Origin of the sequence: Smaragdicoccus niigatensis DSM 44881 = NBRC 103563, from assembly GCF_000380645.1 — a bacterium.
Taxonomy (GTDB): Bacteria; Actinomycetota; Actinomycetes; order Mycobacteriales; family Mycobacteriaceae; genus Smaragdicoccus; species Smaragdicoccus niigatensis.
The window spans coordinates 104,368-123,308 of the sequence record NZ_AQXZ01000019.1; the positions used below are offsets into that span (position 1 = coordinate 104,368).

Genomic DNA, 18,941 nt, shown 5'->3' on the forward strand with positions numbered 1-18,941 from the left:
GCCGCCTAGTCAGCCGACGTGCCTTCGCCCTCGATCACGACGAGGAGGTCACCACCCTCGACCTGCTGCACCTTGCCGATCGCGACACGCGTGACGGTGCCGGCCCGCGGCGCGGTAATCGCGGCTTCCATCTTCATGGCCTCGATCGTGGCGATGGTGTCACCGGACTGGACCCTCGTCCCGACCTCGACCTGCAGCGTCACGACACCGGCGAACGGCGCCGCGACGTGGTTCGGGTTGTTGCGGTCGGCCTTCTCCGCAGCCGGTACCTCGGCCGCGATCGACCGGTCGCGTACCGACACCGGACGCAGCTGGCCGTTGAGAATGCACATGACAGTGCGCATACCGCGCTCGTCCGGCTCCGAGACGGCCTCGAGTCCGATGAGCAGCTCGACACCCTTGGCGAGCTGAACGCGGTGCTCTTCGCCGCGGCGCAGACCGTAGAAGAACTGGTTCGCCGACAGCAGCGACGTGTCTCCGTACTGCGCACGATGAGCGAGGAATTCCTTGGTCGGTCCCGGGAACAGCAAGCGGTTGAGCGTCCCGCGACGCGTCTTCGAATCAGCGTCGAGACCGGCTTCGTCCTCCGCCGACAGCGGCGTCTCCGGCTTCGGCTTGCTGCGGCCTTCGAGCGCCTTCGTGCGGAACGGCTCGGGCCAGCCACCGGCCGGGGTGCCGAGCTCGCCGCGCAGGAAGCCGATGACCGACTCCGGCAGGTCGTACTTCTGCGGGTTGGCCGCGAACTCCTCCATCGTCACGCCCGCGCCGACGAGCGCCAGCGCGAGGTCGCCGACGACCTTCGACGACGGCGTCACCTTGATAAGGCGCCCAAGCATCCGGTCAGCACCGGCGTAGGCATCCTCGACGGCTTCGAAGCGGTCGCCGAGCCCGAGGGCGATCGCCTGCTGGCGCAGGTTGGACAGCTGACCACCCGGGATCTCGTGGTTGTACACGCGACCGGTCGGCGACGGCAGACCCGATTCGAACGGCGCGTAGACCTTGCGCAGCGCCTCCCAGAACGGTTCGAGATCGCACACCTTTTGCAGGTCGAGGCCCGAATCCCGTTCGGTGTGCGCGGCGGCCGCGACGATCGCCGACAGCGGCGGCTGCGACGTGGTTCCCGCCATCGGCGCCGACGCACCGTCGACCGCGTCCACACCCGCCTGCCATGCCGCGTACAGCGTCGCGAGCTGGCCACCGGGGGTGTCGTGCGTGTGCAGGTGCACGGGAAGATCGAAGTTCGAGCGCAGCGCGGTCACGAGCTTGACCGCCGCCGGTGCCCTCAGCAGACCCGCCATGTCCTTGATCGCAAGGATGTGCGCACCCGCATCGACGATCTGCTCGGCGAGCTTGAGGTAGTAGTCGAGGGTGTAGAGCTCCTCGTTCGGGTTCATGAGGTCGCCGGTGTAGCTCATCGCCACCTCGGCGATCGGCGTTCCCGCTTCTCGAACCGCATCGATCGCGGGACGCATCTGATCAACGTTGTTGAGTGCGTCGAAGATGCGGAAGATGTCGATTCCGGTGTTCGTCGCTTCCTGGACGAACGCACGGGTGACCTTCTCCGGATACGGCGTGTAGCCGACTGTGTTGCGCCCACGCAGCAACATCTGGAGGCAGATGTTCGGCACATCTTCACGCAGCAGCGCGAGACGCTCCCACGGGTCCTCGTGGAGGAAGCGCAGTGCGACGTCGTAGGTCGCACCACCCCAGGCCTCGATCGAGAGCAACTCCGGGGTCATGCGCGCGACGTGACCGGCGACCATCGTCAGACCGCTCGTCCGGACGCGGGTCGCGAGCAGCGACTGATGTGCGTCACGGAACGTCGTGTCGGTGACCGCGATGGCCTTCTGCTCACGCAATGCCCGGGCGAAGCCCTCCGGGCCGAGCTCGAGAAGGCGCTGGCGCGATCCGGGCGGCGGCGGGACCGAGAGGTCGAGCTTGGGCAGTTTCGTGTGCGGGTAGACCGTCGACGGGCGGTTGCCATGGGGCTTGTTGACCGTGACGTCGGCGAGGTAGCTGAGGATCTTCGTTCCACGGTCCGCCGACGCGTGCAAGGTCAGCAACTCTGGGCGCTGCTCGATGAACGACGTGGTCACGCGGCCGGCGCGGAAGTCGGCGTCGTCGAGAACGGCCTGCAGGAACGGAATGTTCGTCGCGAGACCGCGAATACGGAACTCGGTGACCGCACGACGTGCGCGCGAGACGGCCGTGGGGAAATCCCGGCCGCGACAGGTGAGCTTGACGAGCATCGAGTCGAAGTAGCCGGTGACCTCGGCGCCGAGCGTCGTACCACCGTCGAGACGAACGCCCGCGCCACCCGGCGTGCGGTAGGCGGTGATACGACCGGTGTCGGGACGGAAGCCGGCCGCCGGGTCCTCGGTCGTGATGCGGCACTGCAGAGCGGCACCGCGCAGGACGATGTTGTCCTGGCTCAGGCCGAGGTCGGCGAGCGTCTCACCCGAGGCGATCCGCATCTGTGCCTGCACGAGGTCGACGTCGGTGACCTCTTCGGTCACCGTGTGCTCGACCTGGATTCGGGGGTTCATCTCGATGAACACGTGCTTGCCACGCTCGTCGAGCAGGAACTCGACGGTGCCCGCACACGAGTAACCGATCTGCTTTGCGAACGCGACGGCGTCTGCGCAGATCTGGTCCCGGATTGCCGGGTCGAGGTTCGGTGCCGGAGCGAGCTCGATGACCTTCTGGTGGCGGCGCTGCAGCGAACAGTCACGCTCGAAGAGGTGAATGACGTTGCCCTGCTCGTCGGCAAGGATCTGCACCTCGATGTGGCGCGGGTTGATGACGGCCTGCTCGAGGAAGACCGTCGGATCACCGAAAGCAGACTCCGCCTCGCGTGCAGCAGCCTCGATCGATTCACGCAGCTGCGCCTTTTCCTGCACTCGGCGCATACCGCGACCGCCACCACCGGCAACGGCCTTGACGAAGACCGGGAACTCCATGTCCTCCGCAGCGGCGAGCAGCGTGTTGACGTCCGAACTCGGTTCTGACGACGACAGGACCGGCAGTCCGGCAGCCTTTGCCGCGGCGATCGCGCGGGCCTTGTTACCGGTCAGCTCGAGGATCTCGGCCTTCGGGCCGACGAACTTGATGCCCGCTTCGCGGCAAGCTGCGGCCAGGTCCGGGTTCTCGGACAGAAAGCCGTAGCCGGGGTAGACCGCATCCGCGCCGCATTTCTTTGCGACCGCGACGATTTCCTCAATCGACAGATAGGCACGGACCGGGTGGCCCTTCTCGCCGATCTGATAGGACTCGTCGGCCTTCAGGCGGTGCACGGAATTGCGGTCTTCGTATGGGAAGACCGCGACACTACCGGCGCCCAGTTCATAGGCTGCGCGGAAGGCGCGGATGGCAATCTCGCCGCGGTTGGCGACCAAGACTTTTGAGAACATCCCGCTAACTTACCCGGCTTCTTGTTACAGATACCGGCAGGTTGGTGTGTCCGAACCCTCACTGTCCGCAGGTCATCGACGTGAACTTCACAGTGCTTACCCAGAAACTGCACCGGCGCAAATGTCAGCGCGCGGTTAGGCTGAATTCGTGGAAACCGGCAAGATCGTTCGGTTCGACGCGGACCGCGGGTACGGATTCATCAGTCCGGACTCGGGCGGCGACGACCTGTTCGTCCATACGAACGACCTGCACTTCGAAAAGTCCGTCGCACGACCAGGAACGGTCGTGCGATTTCGTTCGGAATCGAGCGACCGGGGCGCGAAAGCGGTCGACGTCGAACTCCTCGAAGGCCGCCCCGCACGCGCGTACGCGCCGGGGAAGTCGAAACCGACCGGTGAGTGCGACACGCTCGACGAACAGGACTACCTCAGCGAAGTCACTGAGATCTTGATCGAGAGCGCACCGTCCATGACCGGAGAGCAGATCGCCGCAGTCCGTCAGGCGTTGCTGCGCGAGGCGATCCACCACGGCTGGGTAGACGAGTAGGGCTGCGAAACGCCTCCGGGGTGACCGTTCTCGCGCAAGGCGGCTTGTACAAACCAAGCGTTTCGTACAAGCCGCTCTGGACGAGAATGGTCACCCCGGAGTAGCGCAGCCCCTAGTTCTTGTCGATGTAATCGAGCCGCTGGTGGTTGACCGCGGCCCGAGCCATCCCGAGCAGTCCCGGATGATCCGCGAGCGTCGGGTCTCCCGCAACGACTTCACGCGCGAACTTCTGCGCTTCGAGGATCACGGGGAGATCGTCGATGAGCGACAGCAGGCGCAGGTTCGACTTCGTGCCCGATTGCGCGGCACCCAGAATGTCACCCTCACGACGGGTTTCGAGGTCGAGAGTCGCGAGCTGGAAGCCATCGTTCGTGGCCGCCACCTTGTTGAGCCGTTCGAGCGCGGGGCCCTTTGACAGCGTGATGAGGATGCACAATCCCGCATGCTTGCCTCGGCCCACGCGGCCGCGCAGCTGATGCAACTGGCTGATGCCGAAGCGGTCGGCGTCCATGATGACCATCGTCGTGGCGTTGGGGACGTCGACACCCACCTCGATGACCGTCGTCGACACCAGCACGTCGAGTTCGCCGCGACCGAACGCCCGCATCGTGGCGTCCTTTTCATCCGCCGGCAGGCGACCGTGGAGAAGCCCGACGCGGAGTCCCGCGAGCGGCCCGGCAGACAACTGCTCGAACAGGTCGACGACGGCGACGGTCGGCGGCTTCTTCGCCTTTCCGTCGTCGTCATCATCTTTGGGCTCGATGAGTTCGTCGTTCTCACCGTCGCCGATACGCGAACACACGACGTAGGCCTGCCGCCCCTCGGCGACCTCCTCGCGGATGCGTTGCCACGCGCGGTCGACCCATTGCGGCTTCGACTCGGCGGGAACGACTCGGCTCACGATCGGACTGCGGCCGGCCGGCAGTTGGCGCAGCGTCGAGGTCTCGAGATCACCGAGGACGCTGACCGCGATCGTGCGCGGAATCGGCGTCGCCGTCATGACGAGCATGTGCGGGCTGACCCCGTCCCGCCCCTTCGACCGCAGCTGATCTCGCTGCTCGACACCGAACCGGTGCTGCTCGTCGACGACTACGAACCCGAGGTCGAAGAAGTCGACGTTGTCCTGGATGAGCGCGTGTGTGCCCACGACGATGCCGGCGTCGCCGGTGACGATCTTCAGCAGCGCTTCGCGCTTGGCGGCGGTGCTCATCGATCCGGTGAGCAGCGCGATCGACGTCGCCTCCTCGGCGGCACCGAGTTCACCTGCGGTCGCCAGCTCCCCCAGCATCGAACGGAGTGTTCGCGCATGCTGCGCCGCAAGCACTTCCGTCGGCGCGAGCAGAGCGCACTGGTATCCGGAGTCGATTACCCGGAGCATCGCCCGGAGCGACACCACCGTCTTTCCGGAGCCCACCTCACCCTGCAGCAATCGACTCATGGGGTGGCGCTGCGACAGGTCGTAGGTGATTTCCTCACCGACTTCGAGCTGTCCCTCGGTGAGCTCAAACGGCAGTCGTGCGTCGAAGGCATCGAGCAGCCCGCCGTCCCGGCCCGCACACGCGGGCGCCGGTCGACTGTGGGCTTCCCGTCGACGCAAGGCCAACGACAGTTGCAGCGCGGCCGCCTCGTCGAAGCGGAGTCGGTCCTTTGCGGCATCGACGTCGTGCTTGTGGTCGGGCAGGTGGATGAGACGCAAGGCTGTCCCGAGTTCGATTAGCCCGTGTTCGGCGCGGATCTCCGGCGACAACGGGTCCGGAACATCGTCGAGCAGGTCGAACACCTGGCGGATGCAGCGGAAAACGTCCCAGCTTTCGAACTTCGCGGTCGCCGGGTAGATCGGGATGAGGCTTCGATCGAAGATCGCCTTGTCGAGTCCGCCGGGTCCGGTTGCGGCCTTCGCCAGACCGCCCAAGGCGCCGGCACCCTTGACCGGGGCGTCGTCGTCCTCGGACATCACGAGATATCCCGGGTGCTGCAGACTCCACGACTCCCGGAAGTACTTGACGGTGCCCGAGAACATCACCCGCATGTCAGCTTTGAGCACGTGGTTGACCTTGTTCCCGTTGAAGAAGGTCGCTTGCACCGGTTTGCGGTACTGATCAGTATCGAGCGTCACCAGCAGCAGCTTTTGGCGCGGGTTGTTTCGAATCTGCTTGAGCTCGGTCTTCGTGATGTAGCCCATCGCGGTGATTCGATCGCCTTCGGCCGGCGGGGTATCGCTCAGTTCCTTGGCCTGCGTCGCATACCGATGCGGGTAGTGGCGAAGAAGGTCCTCGACGGTGTGGATGTCGAACTCTTCAGCCAGGACGGTCGCAGCCTTGCCGCCAACGACAAATTCAAGACGGTCGGAAAGGGTCGTCACTCGAATCCGATCTGGAAGACTTCTGCGGGTTGTCCGCCTTCGTACACCTCGACTTCGACGCCGTGGTAGTTGCGGGCGACGTACGACGTCACCGTCTCGATGAGCTCGGAATCCCCGTCGTCGCCGATCAGGATGGTCAGCAGTTCGCCGCCGAGGCCGACGATTTTGTTGACGAGACGAATCGCGCCAGCGGTCAGATCCGCGTCGATGATCACGACCTCGGTTCCGACGTACCCCAGCGCGTTGCCGGGCCCATACGTACCGGCGAGAGTCAGCGCGCGGTCGCGCGCGATGCGCAATGTGCCCCACCGTGTCGATGCCGCCGCTTCGGACATTGCGTAGACGTCGTCGGCGATGACCCGGCGCGAGTCCTGGACGGCGACCGAGGCGAGCCCCTGAACCATCGAAAGACTGGGCAGGAGAAGAACTTCCCGATGCGAGTCACGGGTCGAAGCACCCACCACGGCGAGTTCGTCGGCGTTCAGCACGCCGTTCGCGAGGAGCAGCACCTCCCGATGCGGAAGGGCGCGAACCGCCGACACGATGCTCTCCGGCGTCACCGGATGCGCGGCCCGAACGACGGATGCCCCCGCACCTTCGAACAGAGCCGCGGTCCCCTCGCCCAGCGTCAGGGCAAGCACTCCGCGCGTCGACGCCTCGGCAGTGGCCGAAACCCCCAGGTAGTTGATCCGGACCGAACTCAGCGTTCCGGCACGAAGCCCGGCCTCGACCGCGGCGCCGGCATCCGCACAATGCACGTGCACCGAGAAGATGTCGCCGTCGGCGACGATCGCGACCGAGTCACCCAGCAGATCGAGATCCCGGCGCAGGTCGACAACAGCGTCTTCGGACGTTCCGGTCACGACGAACATGACCTCGTAGGTCGCATCAGCGGTGTGCAGACAGGAGTTGTCATCCGCGCCCTTGTACTTCTTGCGTTCGGGCCACGACCCGGTCGTCGCGAAAACGAGTGCGTCGATGATGACGACGAGCCCGCGACCGCCCGAGTCGACAACCCCGGCCTCGCCGAGAACGTCGAGTTGCTCGGGCGTGCGATCGAGCGCCTGGCCGGCGACGGCCGCAGCGTGACGGGCCGCGTCCGCGAGGGGCATGTCTTCGGGCAACTGCAGAATCTCATCGGAAACGGTCGCGAGGATCGTGATGATCGTGCCTTCGACCGGTGTACTCATCGCCTCCCGGGCGAGCGCAGCGCCGCGTCCAAGCGCGGTGGCGAGCCCATGCGGACTGAGCGGCCACCCGGGCGTCTCCGCAACCGCACGCATGACCTGCGACAAGATGATCCCCGAGTTGCCGCGCGCGCCGAGCAGTGCACCCCGGGCCATCGCTCGGGCGACTTCGCTACCAGAGGCTTTTCCGCCCACGCGGGCCGACGATTCGACCGCGGCGCGCATCGTCAGCAGCAGGTTGATCCCGGTATCGGAGTCGGCGACCGGGAAGACATTGAGGTTGTTGATCTCGTCGCACCGTGCGGTGAGGCCTGCGACGCACGCGCTTCCCCACTGACGAAGCACTGCTGCGTCGAGCACGCCCACCTCCTACCCGGTCCCGCGGGCCACATTAGCGCCAGAATCCGCGAATGCCCATGCGTCTTGAGCCACTGCCGGAATTCGTCCTCTCGGAGGACGCCGCGACCGCCTCGTTCGCGGGATACTTTCCTGGTCTTGGCTGAGTGACCGACGAACAAGGGACGCGTGATGAAGCTGAACCAGAAGCAGCTCGATGCCCTCACCACCATCTCCAACACTTTTGCGGCCGGCGACGGCCAGGCGCCGAACGCGGAATCCGTGGGCGTGCCGGATTTGATCACCAAGCTCGTCGATCGCAATCCGCGTGCCGGCGAGCGCAAGCAGCTGGAATCGTTGCTGAAGATCTGGGATTCGAAGGCGTTCGGGCTGCTCAGCGGCGCTGGCTTCAAGAAGTTCTCGTCGCTCTCGCAGGCCGACCGCGAACGCTTCCTGCTGACTTACGCGGATTCCCGCGTCCCGCAGAAACGTGCCTTGTTCCAGGCACTCAAGATGGCGTCGACGCTCGCGTACTACGTGTCCCCCGACGCCGCCGCACTGTGGGAAACGATGGGTTACCCCGGCCCGTTGGGGACGCTTCCCTCAGCACCGGCCAAACCGCTGTCGCCGCTGCGCGTCTCGACGGACACGACGCTCGATTGCGACGTCGTCATCGTCGGTTCGGGTGCAGGCGGTGGAACTGCCGCTGGCGTCCTGTCGGAGGCCGGGCTCGACGTCGTGGTGTTGGAAGCCGGGGATTACTACGACGATGCCGACTTCGACGGCGGCGAGTGGAGCGGATTCACTCGTTTGTATGCCGGTGCACCTACCGTCACCGCCGAAGGTCAGGTCGGTTTGCTCGCAGGCTCGTGTCTGGGTGGCGGAACAGTCGTCAACTACACGACCTCTTTCCGCACACCCGACGATGTTCGCGCCGAGTGGGCTTCTTTGGGCGCAAAACAGTTCGCCGGTGACGAATACACCGCCGCGCTCGACGCGGTGTGCGCACGTCTGGGCGTCAACCAGAACAACGGTCGCATCAGCTCCACCGACGAATACATGGAGAAGGGGCTGCGCGAGCTCGGCTGGCACATCGACGAGATGCCGCGGAACGTCAAAGCCTGCGACCTCGACGAGGAGTGCGGTCGCTGTGGTTACGGCTGCCGAATCGGGTCCAAGCAGTCGACGGCCAAGACGTGGCTGAGCGATGCGGCGGATCGCGGCGCCCGCTTGATCGTGGGCGCGAACGTGCGCGAGGTTGTCGTGAAGAACGGCAAAGCCACAGGCGTAAGGGCGACCACCTCCAACGGCAGCACGCTCAACGTCAATTCGCGCGCTGTCGTTGTGGCCGCCGGCGCAATTCAGACGCCCGCCCTGCTCAAACGCTCGGGACTCCGGAACCCCAACGTCGGCAAGTACCTCCGGCTGCATCCAGTGAGCCTGGTCGGAGCCGAGTTCGACGAAGACGTCCGCCCATGGACCGGCGGTATGCAGACCCGGTACTCGACACAGCACCGCGACCTCGACGGCAAGGGATATGGCGTCATCTACGAGACCGGGCCGGCGAATCCCGGAGTAGCGGTGAGCCTGACGCCGTGGCGCGGGAGCGAGAGCCATCTCGACCGAATGCAGAAGTTGCGGACGATGTCGGCCGTCGCGTGGATCGTCCGGGATGAGGGAGTGGGCAGGGTCAAGATCGGACGCGACGGCGAACCCATCGTGAAATACCGCCTGACCGGACCAGACACCGCTCACTTCGCGCGGGGATTCGCCGGTGCCGTGGAGATCATGGAAGCCGCCGGCGCAAAGCGGATTCACGCCCCACACCAGTCGGGGCTGTCGTATGCGCCCGCGACCGACAACCGCGACGACTTCATCGCCGCCTGCAATGCCGGCGGTTACGGACCCGGCCGATGCCTCATGGCGTCGTTCCACATCATGGGGTCCGCGCGGATGGGCGGCAACTCCGCCGACTCGGCCGTGAATCCGGACGGCGTCACGTGGGAAGTGCCGAATCTCGTCGTCGCTGACGGATCGTGCTTCCCCACGGCCTCCGGCGTGAACCCGATGATCTCGATCGAGTCGATCGCCTACATGAATGCGAAGCGATTGGCTGCGTCGCTGGCCTAGTGCTCGGTTTGGAGTAGCAGCCACTCGACGGCTACTCTGTACAGGTTGCCTCGACCCCCGGTCGATGGCTAAAGACTTTTGTCCCACATCATCAAGGAGTTCCAGCATGGCTGCCGTTTGCGACGTGTGCGGTAAGGGCCCTGGCTTCGGCAAGTCGGTCTCGCACTCGCACCGCCGTACGAACCGCCGGTGGAACCCGAACATCCAGACCGTTCGTGCTCAGGTTGCTCCGGGTACCACTCGCCGCACCAACGTGTGCACCTCGTGCATCAAGGCCGGCAAGGTCGTCCGCGGTTAATTGACCGTCACGGTCACACCACTTCACGCCAACAGCGTCGCGGCACTCGCGCAGTGTCACATCGACTGTTGGCGTGAGTCGTATCGGGGACTGGTCGCGGACCACGTCCTCAATGCTTTCGACGTCGCCCGGCGTGCGGACCAGTGGGAACGGGTTCGTGCCGCCGGTCTTTCGCGTATCTACACCGCGGTCAACGGGTCTGGTGTCGTTGGGTTCGCAGCGGCAACCGACGCCGAGCTGGACGCCTTGTACGTGCGCCAATCACACTGGGGCACCGGACTTTCGAATGAATTGATCGAAGCCGCGATAGGCGACGACTCAACTCGACTGTGGGTCTTCGAAGAGAATCACCGCGCGGTGCGCTTCTACCGGCGGCACGGGTTCGTCGCCGACAACGTCTCGCGTATCGAACCGTTCACGGGACTGACCGAGATCCGGATGAGCCGCTGAATTCGTCGTCTCCTGGCGGAGGCATCGCCTATACGGGGCTGCCTCGGCTGTGGGACGACAAGTTGAGCAGCTACGGCAGGCGCCAATCGACCGGCTCGCCGCCGATCTCCTCGAGCAGCTCGTTCGCCTGGCTGAACGGACGCGATCCGAAGAACCCGCGATGCGCCGACAGCGGCGACGGGTGGGGCGACTCTATGATCGGCACGTCCTGCAACATCGGCTTCAGCGTCGCCGCCTGCGCTCCCCAGAGGATCGCGACGAGCGGCTCGGGACGATCAACCAAAGCGTGAATCGCCTGCTCAGTGACCTCTTCCCAGCCCTTGCCCTTGTGCGATCCGGCGTTGCCCGGAGTCACCGTGAGCACTCGGTTCAGCAGGAGGATGCCCTGCTTCGCCCAGGGCGTGAGGTCACCGCTGGTCGGCGGCGGAAAGCCCAGGTCCGTCGCGTATTCCTTGTAGATGTTCTCGAGGCTCCGCGGCAGCGGCCGAACATGCGGCTCGACACTGAAACTCAGGCCGACGGCATGCCCCGGAGTCGGGTAGGGGTCCTGCCCGACGATCAGAACGCGAACCTGGTCGAACGGCTGCTGGAAGGCGCGCAGCACGTTAGCGCCAGCAGGTAGGTATCCACGACCAGCAGCGTTCTCCGCGCGGAGAAACTCCCCCATTGCGGCGATCTGCTCAGCGACCGGAGCCAGCGCTTGCGCCCAGCCGGCTTCCACGACTTCTTCGAGAGGGCGAGCCATCTCAACCTTTCGGATCGAAACTCTGCCAACCTTGGGAGCCCTCCCAAGGTGTGCCATCAACAGTGACGCCGGCGCCCGCGGCGGTGCGCCCGATGCGACGCCAGCCTACGGGCAGCATTACCTCATCCGGAAACACCGCCACCAGCGCGTGGTCCTCGCCGCCGGTGAGCACCCAGGCGAGCGGATCGAGGCCGAGAGCACCAGCCGGTTCAATCAGCGCAGCGTCCGCCAATGCGGCCGAATCGAGGTCGACCGCAACCCCCGACGCTGCTGCCACATGCCCTAGGTCAGCAAGCAGCCCGTCGCTGATGTCGATCATCGCGGTCGCGCCGGCATTCGCGGCAGCAGGTCCGGATGCGTAGTCGGGCGTCGGCGCCTGATGTGCGGCAACGAATCCCCGGAATCCGTCCACCTTGGCATCCAGCAACGCCAACCCGGCCGCCGACCAGCCAAGACGTCCGTGCACCGCGACGGTCTGGCCCGCCTTGGCGCCGCTGCGAGTGGCCGGCGCGCGGCCGCCGAGATCACCGAGCGCCGTCACCGAGATGACGACCCGATCCGACTGGACCATGTCTCCGCCGATGATTCCGCCGCCCGTAAGCGCTGCCTCCGCGGCCATTCCCTTGGTAAGCCCGTCGATCACCGACACCGGAGTCGTCGAGGGGCAGCCCAGACCGATGACGAACCCCGTCACCTCGGCGCCCATCGCGGCGATGTCCGCACCGTTCTGCGCGATCGCCTTACGGCCGATGTGTTCGGGGTCCGACCAGTCGAACCGGAAATGCCGACCCTCGACGAGCATGTCGGTGGTGACGACGACCGAACCCGAAGGTGCCGCCAGCACCGCAGCATCATCTCCGGGCCCGAGAAGCGTCGCCGCGGGTTGAACCAGGTTCGCGGTGATGCGTCGGATGAGCGCGAACTCCCCGAGTTCGCCAACCGTCTCCGTGATGTCCGTCCCCCGTCCGGTCGTTGCGCCTGACCGCAATACAGTGTCACTGACAGTACGCAATCGTTGATCGTGAAGCGGGAGGGCTCCACACGTGATCAAGCCGGCGCAAGCCGCGATCATCGCACTGCCCGTGCTGGGCGTCGCTGCGCTCATCTATGCGGCGCATACCGTCGCGAACGCGCCGATCGACGAACGAATCGCGGTCGGATCGGTTCCGGCACCGAAGGCTTCGAGCGCCGAATGCGCACAGCTGATCGCCGCCCTTCCGGACAAGCTCGGAGATTTCACGGCTGGGAAACTCGTGGAGCCGGCGCCACCCGCGACGAAGGCGTGGGCCTCGCCGAGCGGCGGCGAACCGATCGTTCTTCGGTGCGGCATCGAGCGGCCGAGCGAGTTCAAGGTCGCCACACCGCTTCAAGACATCACGGTCGAGGGCAATGTTGTGTCCTGGTTCCGCATCTCGGACCCCGACATGAAGGCCGCCACCTGGTTCGCCGTCGATCGACCGGTCTACGTTGCCTTGACGATTTCCGACGGCACGAACGCCGCAACGGCGGTCCAAGAAATCACCGAGGCGATTGCCACGTCGCTCGAGCGCGTGAAGATCGACCCAGCGCCCCTCTAACGGAGGCCGGTCCCCCGCGCAATCGCCGTCTCGATGAGCGTCGACAACAGCGTCGGATAGTCGACGCCGGTCTCGGCCCACATCTTCGGGTACATCGAGATGGACGTGAAGCCGGGCATGGTGTTGATCTCGTTGATGACCGGGCCGTTCTCGGTGACGAAGAAGTCGACGCGAGATAGTCCCTGGCAGTCGAGCGCCTTGAACGCCTTCACCGCGATCTCACGAATCTGGGCAGTCGTCTCATCGTCGAGATGGGCCGGAATGTCGAACTCGGTGACGTTGTCCAGGTACTTCGTGTCGAAGTCGTAGAAGGACTCGTCGGTGGTGAGGTTCGTCAGCCGGATCTCGGCGATCTTGCTTGCCTCGACGCGACCGTCCGGGAACTCGAGCACACCGCACTCGACCTCTCGGCCGACGATGTTCGACTCGATGATGACCTTGGGATCGTGGTTTCGCGCCTCGGCGATCGCGGCATCGAGGTCGTCCCAGTTCGCCACGCGCGAGATGCCGATCGACGAGCCGCCACGCGCCGGCTTCACGAACACCGGCAGGCCCAGCTGTTCTTTCTGCTCCGCGGTCAGCGTCTTCTCGCCCGCTCGCAGAACGAGCTGAGTTCCGATCGGAAGCCCTTCGGCGGCAAGCAGTTTCTTGGTGAACTCCTTGTCCATGCCAGCCGCGCTCGCGATGACGCCGGGGCCGACGTACGGCTTCCCGGACACCTCGAACACGCCCTGGATGGTGCCGTCTTCGCCCCACGGTCCGTGCAGGATCGGGAAGATGACGTCCGCGCTGTGCAACGCTTCGACGGCGGCGGCGCTGAGCATCACCCCGCTGCCGTCCGACTCGACCGACGGCAGAGTGCGGTCCTCCCGCGCGCCGGGCATCGCCCCGACGATCCACTCGCCCTCTCGCGAGATGCCGACCGGGATGATTTCGTAGCGCTCCGGGTCGAGGTTCGCGACGACGCTGCCGGCCGAGGTGACACTCACCGAGTGCTCGTTGGACCGGCCACCGAAGATGAGGGCTACACGGGTTAGGGCCGGCACCCGACTTGGATCAGACACGCAGTCACCGTACCTTTGTTTATTCGGGCTTCGGCGGGCGACCGAGCAGCTCGCCGACCGCCTGTCGAACCGACAGACCTTCATGACATACGCGATGAACTGCGTCAGTGAGGGGCATTTCGACGTCGTAGCGGGCGGCGAGCGCACGGATCGACGTGGCCGACTTCACGCCCTCGGCGACCTGACCGTGGGTCGCTTCCTGCGCGGCTTCCATCCCGCCGCCTTCACCGAGCACCTTGCCGAACGACCGGTTTCGCGACAGTGGCGACATGCACGTGGCGACGAGGTCGCCGACACCCGCGAGTCCGGCCAGGGTCGCCGGGTTGGCGCCGAGCGCCACCCCGAGACGGGTCGTCTCGGCCAGACCACGCGTGAGGATGCTGGCGAGCGAGTTGTCGCCCATGCCCATACCGGACGCGATGCCGCACGCGAGTGCGATGACGTTCTTGCAGGCGCCGCCGACCTCGCAACCGATGACATCGGTGTTGGTGTACGGACGGAAGTACCGCGTGGCACTCGCGTTCTGAATCTCGATTGCCCGCTCGGAGTCGAGGCAGCCGATGACCGTCGCAGCCGGCTGACGGGCCGCGATCTCACGCGCGAGGTTCGGTCCCGACAGCACCGCGATGCGCGATTTGTCCGCACCCGTGACCTGGTGAATGACCTGGCTCATGCGCAGCAGCGTGCCGTTTTCGACGCCCTTCGCCAGGCTCAACATCGTCGAGTCGGAGCCGATGTACGGCGTCCACTCTTTGAGGTTCGCGCGTAGTGATTGCGAGGGCACCGCCAACACGACGATCTCAGCGCCGTCGAGCGCCTTGGTGAAGTCATGGGTCGCCGTCAGCGATTCCGGCAGTGTGATGCCTTTGAGGTAGTTGCTGTTCACGTGGTCGTTCGTGATCTCGTCGGCGACCTCTTGGCGCCGCGCCCACATCGTGACGTCACTACCGCCGTCGACCAGGACCTTTGCGAATGCGGTACCCCACGACCCCGCACCCAGTACTGCCGCACGTGTCATTGCTGCACCACCCCGCAAACGAAGTTCACACGCTCACCCCTCACGGCAGTAACCGTATCCCGAGACAGGTTGTGCAGGACCCGGATCGGACTGGCACGATGGGCGCGTGAGCGGAATTCACGCATTGGTGCCGGTTAAGGGCCTTGTGAACGCGAAATCCCGCCTGTCCGCACGCTTCACAGACGATGAGCGCCAGGATCTGGTTCTCGCAATGCTGACCGACACCGTCCGCGCGGCGCTGGCGGCGGAGTCGATCGAACGGGTGGCCGTGGTGACCGGTGACCCGATCGTGGCGGACGCGGTTCGCGCTCTCGGCTGCGAGGTTCTGCGCGAGCCCGCGTGGTGCACGTCGTTGAACGAGGCCCTGAACTGGGCGATCGGTCAGGTGAATCCGAGCGCCCGGGTCCTGATCCTGCAAGCTGATCTGCCCGCGCTCACGGCGACTGAGCTTGCGGCGTTCACCGCGGCGTCTCCGCAGGCTGACCGTGTCTTCGTCCACGACCAGCACGAAACCGGAACGACCGCACTGCTCCTCCGTTCCGCATCCATGCCGTTCGAGCCGAAGTTCGGAGTCGATTCCGCACTCCGTCATCGCGACGCCGGCGTGCAACTGGTGGAAGGTGACTGGCCCGGCTTGCGCCACGATGTCGATACCGCGGACGACCTCGACGTTGCGGTGTCGATCGGCGTCGGTCCGGCAACGCGGGCCGCGCTGGCGCTGGCGAGCGCCACGGTCCAGCGCGGCTGAGGAATCCGCCCGAATTCACAGTCTTCTGTGTGCGAGCAATCCCCGGAATGGGGAATGATCTAACCGTGAGTGAGCCAAGCACCATCGAAGACGAACTGCCCGAGGACCGGTATCTCAACCGGGAGCTGAGCTGGTTGGACTTCAACTCGCGGGTCTTGTGCCTGGCCGAAGACGACCAGAACCCGCTGCTCGAGCGTGCGAAATTCCTGGCGATCTTCGCGTCGAACCTCGACGAGTTCTACATGGTTCGCGTCGCCGGTCTCAAACGCCGTCACGAGACGGGTCTTTCCGTGCGATCGGCCGACGGACTGTCGCCGCGCGAACAACTCGCGTTGATCGGGCAGCGCACTCAACAGATCTCCAAGCGCCATGCGCGGGTGTTCCTCGAGGAGATCCTGCCCGCCCTCACCGAAGACAATGTGCGGATCGTCGCGTGGTCCGAACTCGATGCCGTGCAGCGGGAGCGGCTTTCGGCGTACTTCCACGAGCAGGTGTTCCCGGTGCTCACTCCCCTCGCCGTCGACCCCGCGCACCCGTTCCCGTTCGTGTCCGGCCTGAGCCTGAACCTTGCGGTCACGGTTCGCGAGCCGGAAGAGGGCGGCGAGCACTTCGCGCGCGTGAAGGTGCCGGACAACGTCGATCGCTTTGTTCGACTCCGGAAAGAGGCGGAGTCGAACGACGTCTTTCTGCCGATGGAAGAACTCATCGCGGCTCACCTCGACGTCCTTTTCCAGGGTATGGAGATCGTCGAACACCATGCCTTCCGCATCACCCGCAACGCGGACTTCGAGGTTGCCGAGGACCGCGACGAAGACCTTCTGCAGGCCCTCGAACGCGAACTCGCACGTCGCCGGTTCGGCTCGCCGGTTCGGCTCGAGGTCGCGGACGACATGTCCGAGCACATGCTCGAACTGCTCCTTCGCGAACTGGACGTTCACCCCGACGACGTCATCCAAGTCCCCGGACTCCTCGATCTGTCGTGCCTGTGGCAGATCTACGGCGTCGATCGTCCGCACCTCAAGGACGCGCCCTTCGTTCCCGTGACCCACTCCGCCTTCGCCGAGGGTGAGCAGCCCAAGAGTGTCTTCTCGACGCTTCGCGACGGCGATGTGCTCGTGCACCACCCGTATGATTCGTTCTCCACGAGCGTGCAGCGATTCATCGAGCAGGCCGCGGCCGATCCGCACGTGCTCGCGATCAAGCAGACGCTGTACCGGACGTCGGGTGACTCGCCCATCGTCAACGCGCTGATCGACGCAGCCGAGGCGGGCAAGCAGGTCGTCGCACTCGTGGAGATCAAGGCGCGCTTCGACGAGCAGGCCAACATCAAGTGGGCGCGAGCGCTGGAGAAGGCGGGCGTCCACGTCGTCTATGGACTCGTTGGACTCAAGACGCACTGCAAGACGTGCCTCGTTGTCCGTCGCGAAGGCAACCAGATCCGTCGGTACGCCCACATCGGAACCGGTAACTACAACCCCAAGACCGCTCGCCTCTACGAAGACGTCGGAATCCTGACGGCCGATCCGGAACTCGGCGGCGACCTCACGGACCTGTTCAACTCGCTCACCGGTTACTCGCGGAAAACCAACTACCGGAACCTGCTGGTCGCCCCGTACGGAGTCCGCCGCGGAATCGTCGAGCGGATCGAGAAGGAGATCGCGCTCCACGAGGCGGGCAAGCCCACCCGCATCCGGATGAAGGCGAACGCCCTGGTCGACGAGCAGGTGATCGACTGGCTGTACCGAGCCTCGAACGCGGGCGTTCCGGTGCAGATCGTCGTGCGGGGCATCTGCGCGTTGAAGGTCGGCGTCAAGGGAGCAAGCGAGAACATCGAGGTTCGTTCGATTCTCGGCCGCTTCCTCGAGCACTCGCGACTCTTCCACTTCCTCGGCTCGGACGAGATGTGGATCGGCAGCGCGGACATGATGCACCGCAACCTCGACCGTCGCGTCGAGGTCATGGCCCAGGTCAAGGACCCTCGCCTCGCGGCGCACCTGGGTGAGATCTTCGATTCGGCGCTCGATCCCCAGACACATTGCTGGGAGCTGCAGCCCGATGGCAGTTGGAAGGAATCGCCGACGAGCGGTCCGCGCCACGAGCACCAAGACCTCATGATGCGCCGACGCAGGCCCAGCATCGCCTGATCATGGCCAGCCCTAATTCCGAACGGCCTTCCGTGGCGGCCGCCGGCGCCGTCGTCTGGCGCCGCAAGAAGAAGACCGGCGCGATCGAGATCGCCCTGATCCACCGCCGTCGATATGACGACTGGAGCCTGCCCAAGGGCAAGCTCGAACCCGGCGAGACGGCGATCGTCGCGGCTGTGCGCGAGATCCGCGAAGAGACCGGCCTCGACTGCCGTCTCGGTCGACATCTGCGCCAGGTTCGATACAAGCTCGCCAACGGCTCGCTCAAACGGGTCGATTACTGGTCGGCGCAGATGCTCGGCGGGCGCTTCACCCCCAACCGCGAGGTCGACCAACTCCGTTGGATGACTGTCGAGTCCGCGAAAAAGCTGCTGTCCTACCGCGTCGATCGCAACGTCCTCGACGAGTTCGTGCGGCTGTCGGTCGACCTCCGGACGATCGTCATCGTGCGGCACGCCCTCGCGGGCCGGCGGAAGCGGTTCAAGGGCGACGACAACCGCCGCCCCCTGGACAAGATCGGCCGATTGCAGGCGCAGGCGCTCGTGCCACAACTTCTCGCATACGGCGTCACGCACGTCCACTCGGCAGATCCGGACCGCTGCGTCGCGACGGTGATTCCCTTCGCTGAACTCATCGGCGCGAAGATCAAGATCGAGCCCGAGATGTCCGAACGAGCGTTCGCGAAAAACAACGAACCGACGCAGCATCGAATTCTGGAACTGGCGACAAAGCCGGGAGTTCGGGCGGTGTGCAGCCAGGGGAAGGTCATGCCCCAACTGTTGGGTTGGTGGGCAGAACGCAGCGGCTTCCCGCTACCCCACGGACGCACCCGCAAGGCCAGCATGTGGGTTCTGTCGCTCGACGGCGACCGGATCGTCGCGGCGGATTACGTCGACAGCCCCCTACCGCGTCAGCGGTAAGAGGC

The 18,941-nt window shown here is 65.4% G+C and carries 14 protein-coding genes and 1 pseudogene; 8 read left to right on the top strand and 7 right to left on the bottom strand.

Annotated elements, in window-relative coordinates; translation table 11 throughout:
• Nucleotides 1-5: 5 nt before the first annotated feature.
• Complete coding sequence (locus F600_RS0121630; protein ID WP_018162751.1) at nt 6-3,410, bottom strand: pyruvate carboxylase; 3,405 nt, start codon at nt 3,408-3,410, stop codon at nt 6-8.
• A gap of 148 nt (nt 3,411-3,558) precedes the next feature.
• Between F600_RS0121630 and F600_RS0121635 the strand changes: the two genes are divergently transcribed.
• The gene (locus tag F600_RS0121635) at nt 3,559-3,957 is read left to right on the top strand and encodes a cold-shock protein (RefSeq protein WP_018162752.1); all 399 of its coding nucleotides are present in this window, start codon (nt 3,559-3,561) and stop codon (nt 3,955-3,957) included.
• A gap of 112 nt (nt 3,958-4,069) precedes the next feature.
• Here the strand turns inward: F600_RS0121635 and recG are convergent, their stop codons facing one another.
• Nucleotides 4,070-6,319, bottom strand: coding sequence for an ATP-dependent DNA helicase RecG (recG, locus tag F600_RS0121640; RefSeq protein ID WP_018162753.1), 2,250 nt, complete (start codon nt 6,317-6,319; stop codon nt 4,070-4,072).
• Nucleotides 6,316-7,866, bottom strand: coding sequence for a DAK2 domain-containing protein (locus tag F600_RS0121645; RefSeq protein ID WP_245541599.1), 1,551 nt, complete (start codon nt 7,864-7,866; stop codon nt 6,316-6,318). Before F600_RS0121645 ends, recG begins: the two co-directional genes overlap by 4 nt.
• Before the next feature lie 168 nt (nt 7,867-8,034).
• Here F600_RS0121645 and F600_RS0121650 point away from each other — a divergent pair, with 168 nt between their 5' ends.
• The 3 genes from F600_RS0121650 to F600_RS0121660 all read left to right on the top strand — a co-directional run bounded on the left by F600_RS0121650 (nt 8,035) and on the right by F600_RS0121660 (nt 10,720).
• Entirely contained in the window at nt 8,035-9,972 is a 1,938-nt protein-coding gene (locus F600_RS0121650) for a GMC family oxidoreductase (RefSeq protein ID WP_018162755.1), read from the top strand.
• A 106-nt stretch (nt 9,973-10,078) separates the two neighbouring features.
• On the top strand, nt 10,079-10,270 hold the full coding sequence (gene rpmB / locus F600_RS0121655; RefSeq protein ID WP_018162756.1) for a 50S ribosomal protein L28: 192 nt from the start codon (nt 10,079-10,081) through the stop codon (nt 10,268-10,270).
• Nucleotides 10,271-10,720 carry a GNAT family N-acetyltransferase gene (locus F600_RS0121660; RefSeq protein ID WP_018162757.1) on the top strand — a complete coding sequence of 150 codons (450 nt, stop codon included), beginning with the start codon at nt 10,271-10,273 and terminating at the stop codon, nt 10,718-10,720.
• A 70-nt stretch (nt 10,721-10,790) separates the two neighbouring features.
• On the opposite strand, the gene F600_RS0121665 is transcribed toward F600_RS0121660, so the two are convergent.
• Nucleotides 10,791-11,465, bottom strand: coding sequence for a uracil-DNA glycosylase (locus tag F600_RS0121665; protein WP_018162758.1), 675 nt, complete (start codon nt 11,463-11,465; stop codon nt 10,791-10,793).
• Between the two features lies 1 nt (nt 11,466).
• Nucleotides 11,467-12,453 (bottom strand): thiamine-phosphate kinase, encoded by a 987-nt coding sequence (locus F600_RS0121670; protein ID WP_018162759.1) that lies wholly within the window; start codon nt 12,451-12,453, stop codon nt 11,467-11,469.
• A gap of 55 nt (nt 12,454-12,508) precedes the next feature.
• On the opposite strand from F600_RS0121670, the gene F600_RS29300 reads away from it, so the two are divergent.
• Nucleotides 12,509-13,042, top strand: coding sequence for a DUF3515 domain-containing protein (locus tag F600_RS29300; RefSeq protein WP_018162760.1), 534 nt, complete (start codon nt 12,509-12,511; stop codon nt 13,040-13,042).
• Here the strand turns inward: F600_RS29300 and F600_RS0121680 are convergent.
• Nucleotides 13,039-14,106, bottom strand: coding sequence for a D-alanine--D-alanine ligase family protein (locus tag F600_RS0121680; RefSeq protein ID WP_051090893.1), 1,068 nt, complete (start codon nt 14,104-14,106; stop codon nt 13,039-13,041). The two genes, F600_RS29300 and F600_RS0121680, sit on opposite strands and share 4 nt — an antisense overlap.
• Before the next feature lie 19 nt (nt 14,107-14,125).
• Nucleotides 14,126-15,124: an NAD(P)H-dependent glycerol-3-phosphate dehydrogenase gene (locus F600_RS0121685; protein ID WP_018162762.1), complete on the bottom strand. Its 999-nt coding sequence runs from the start codon at nt 15,122-15,124 to the stop codon at nt 14,126-14,128.
• A 106-nt stretch (nt 15,125-15,230) separates the two neighbouring features.
• Between F600_RS0121685 and cofC the strand changes: the two genes are divergently transcribed.
• From cofC to F600_RS0121700, 3 genes and pseudogenes are all read left to right on the top strand, one after another.
• Nucleotides 15,231-15,872, top strand: a complete 642-nt coding sequence (gene cofC, locus F600_RS0121690; protein ID WP_026306822.1) for a 2-phospho-L-lactate guanylyltransferase — start codon at nt 15,231-15,233, stop codon at nt 15,870-15,872.
• A 77-nt stretch (nt 15,873-15,949) separates the two neighbouring features.
• Nucleotides 15,950-18,016: pseudogene (locus F600_RS29305) on the top strand (RNA degradosome polyphosphate kinase); the annotation flags it as partial.
• 2 nt (nt 18,017-18,018) lie between these two features.
• Nucleotides 18,019-18,936 (top strand): bifunctional NUDIX hydrolase/histidine phosphatase family protein, encoded by a 918-nt coding sequence (locus F600_RS0121700; RefSeq protein ID WP_026306823.1) that lies wholly within the window; start codon nt 18,019-18,021, stop codon nt 18,934-18,936.
• Nucleotides 18,937-18,941 lie beyond the last annotated feature (5 nt).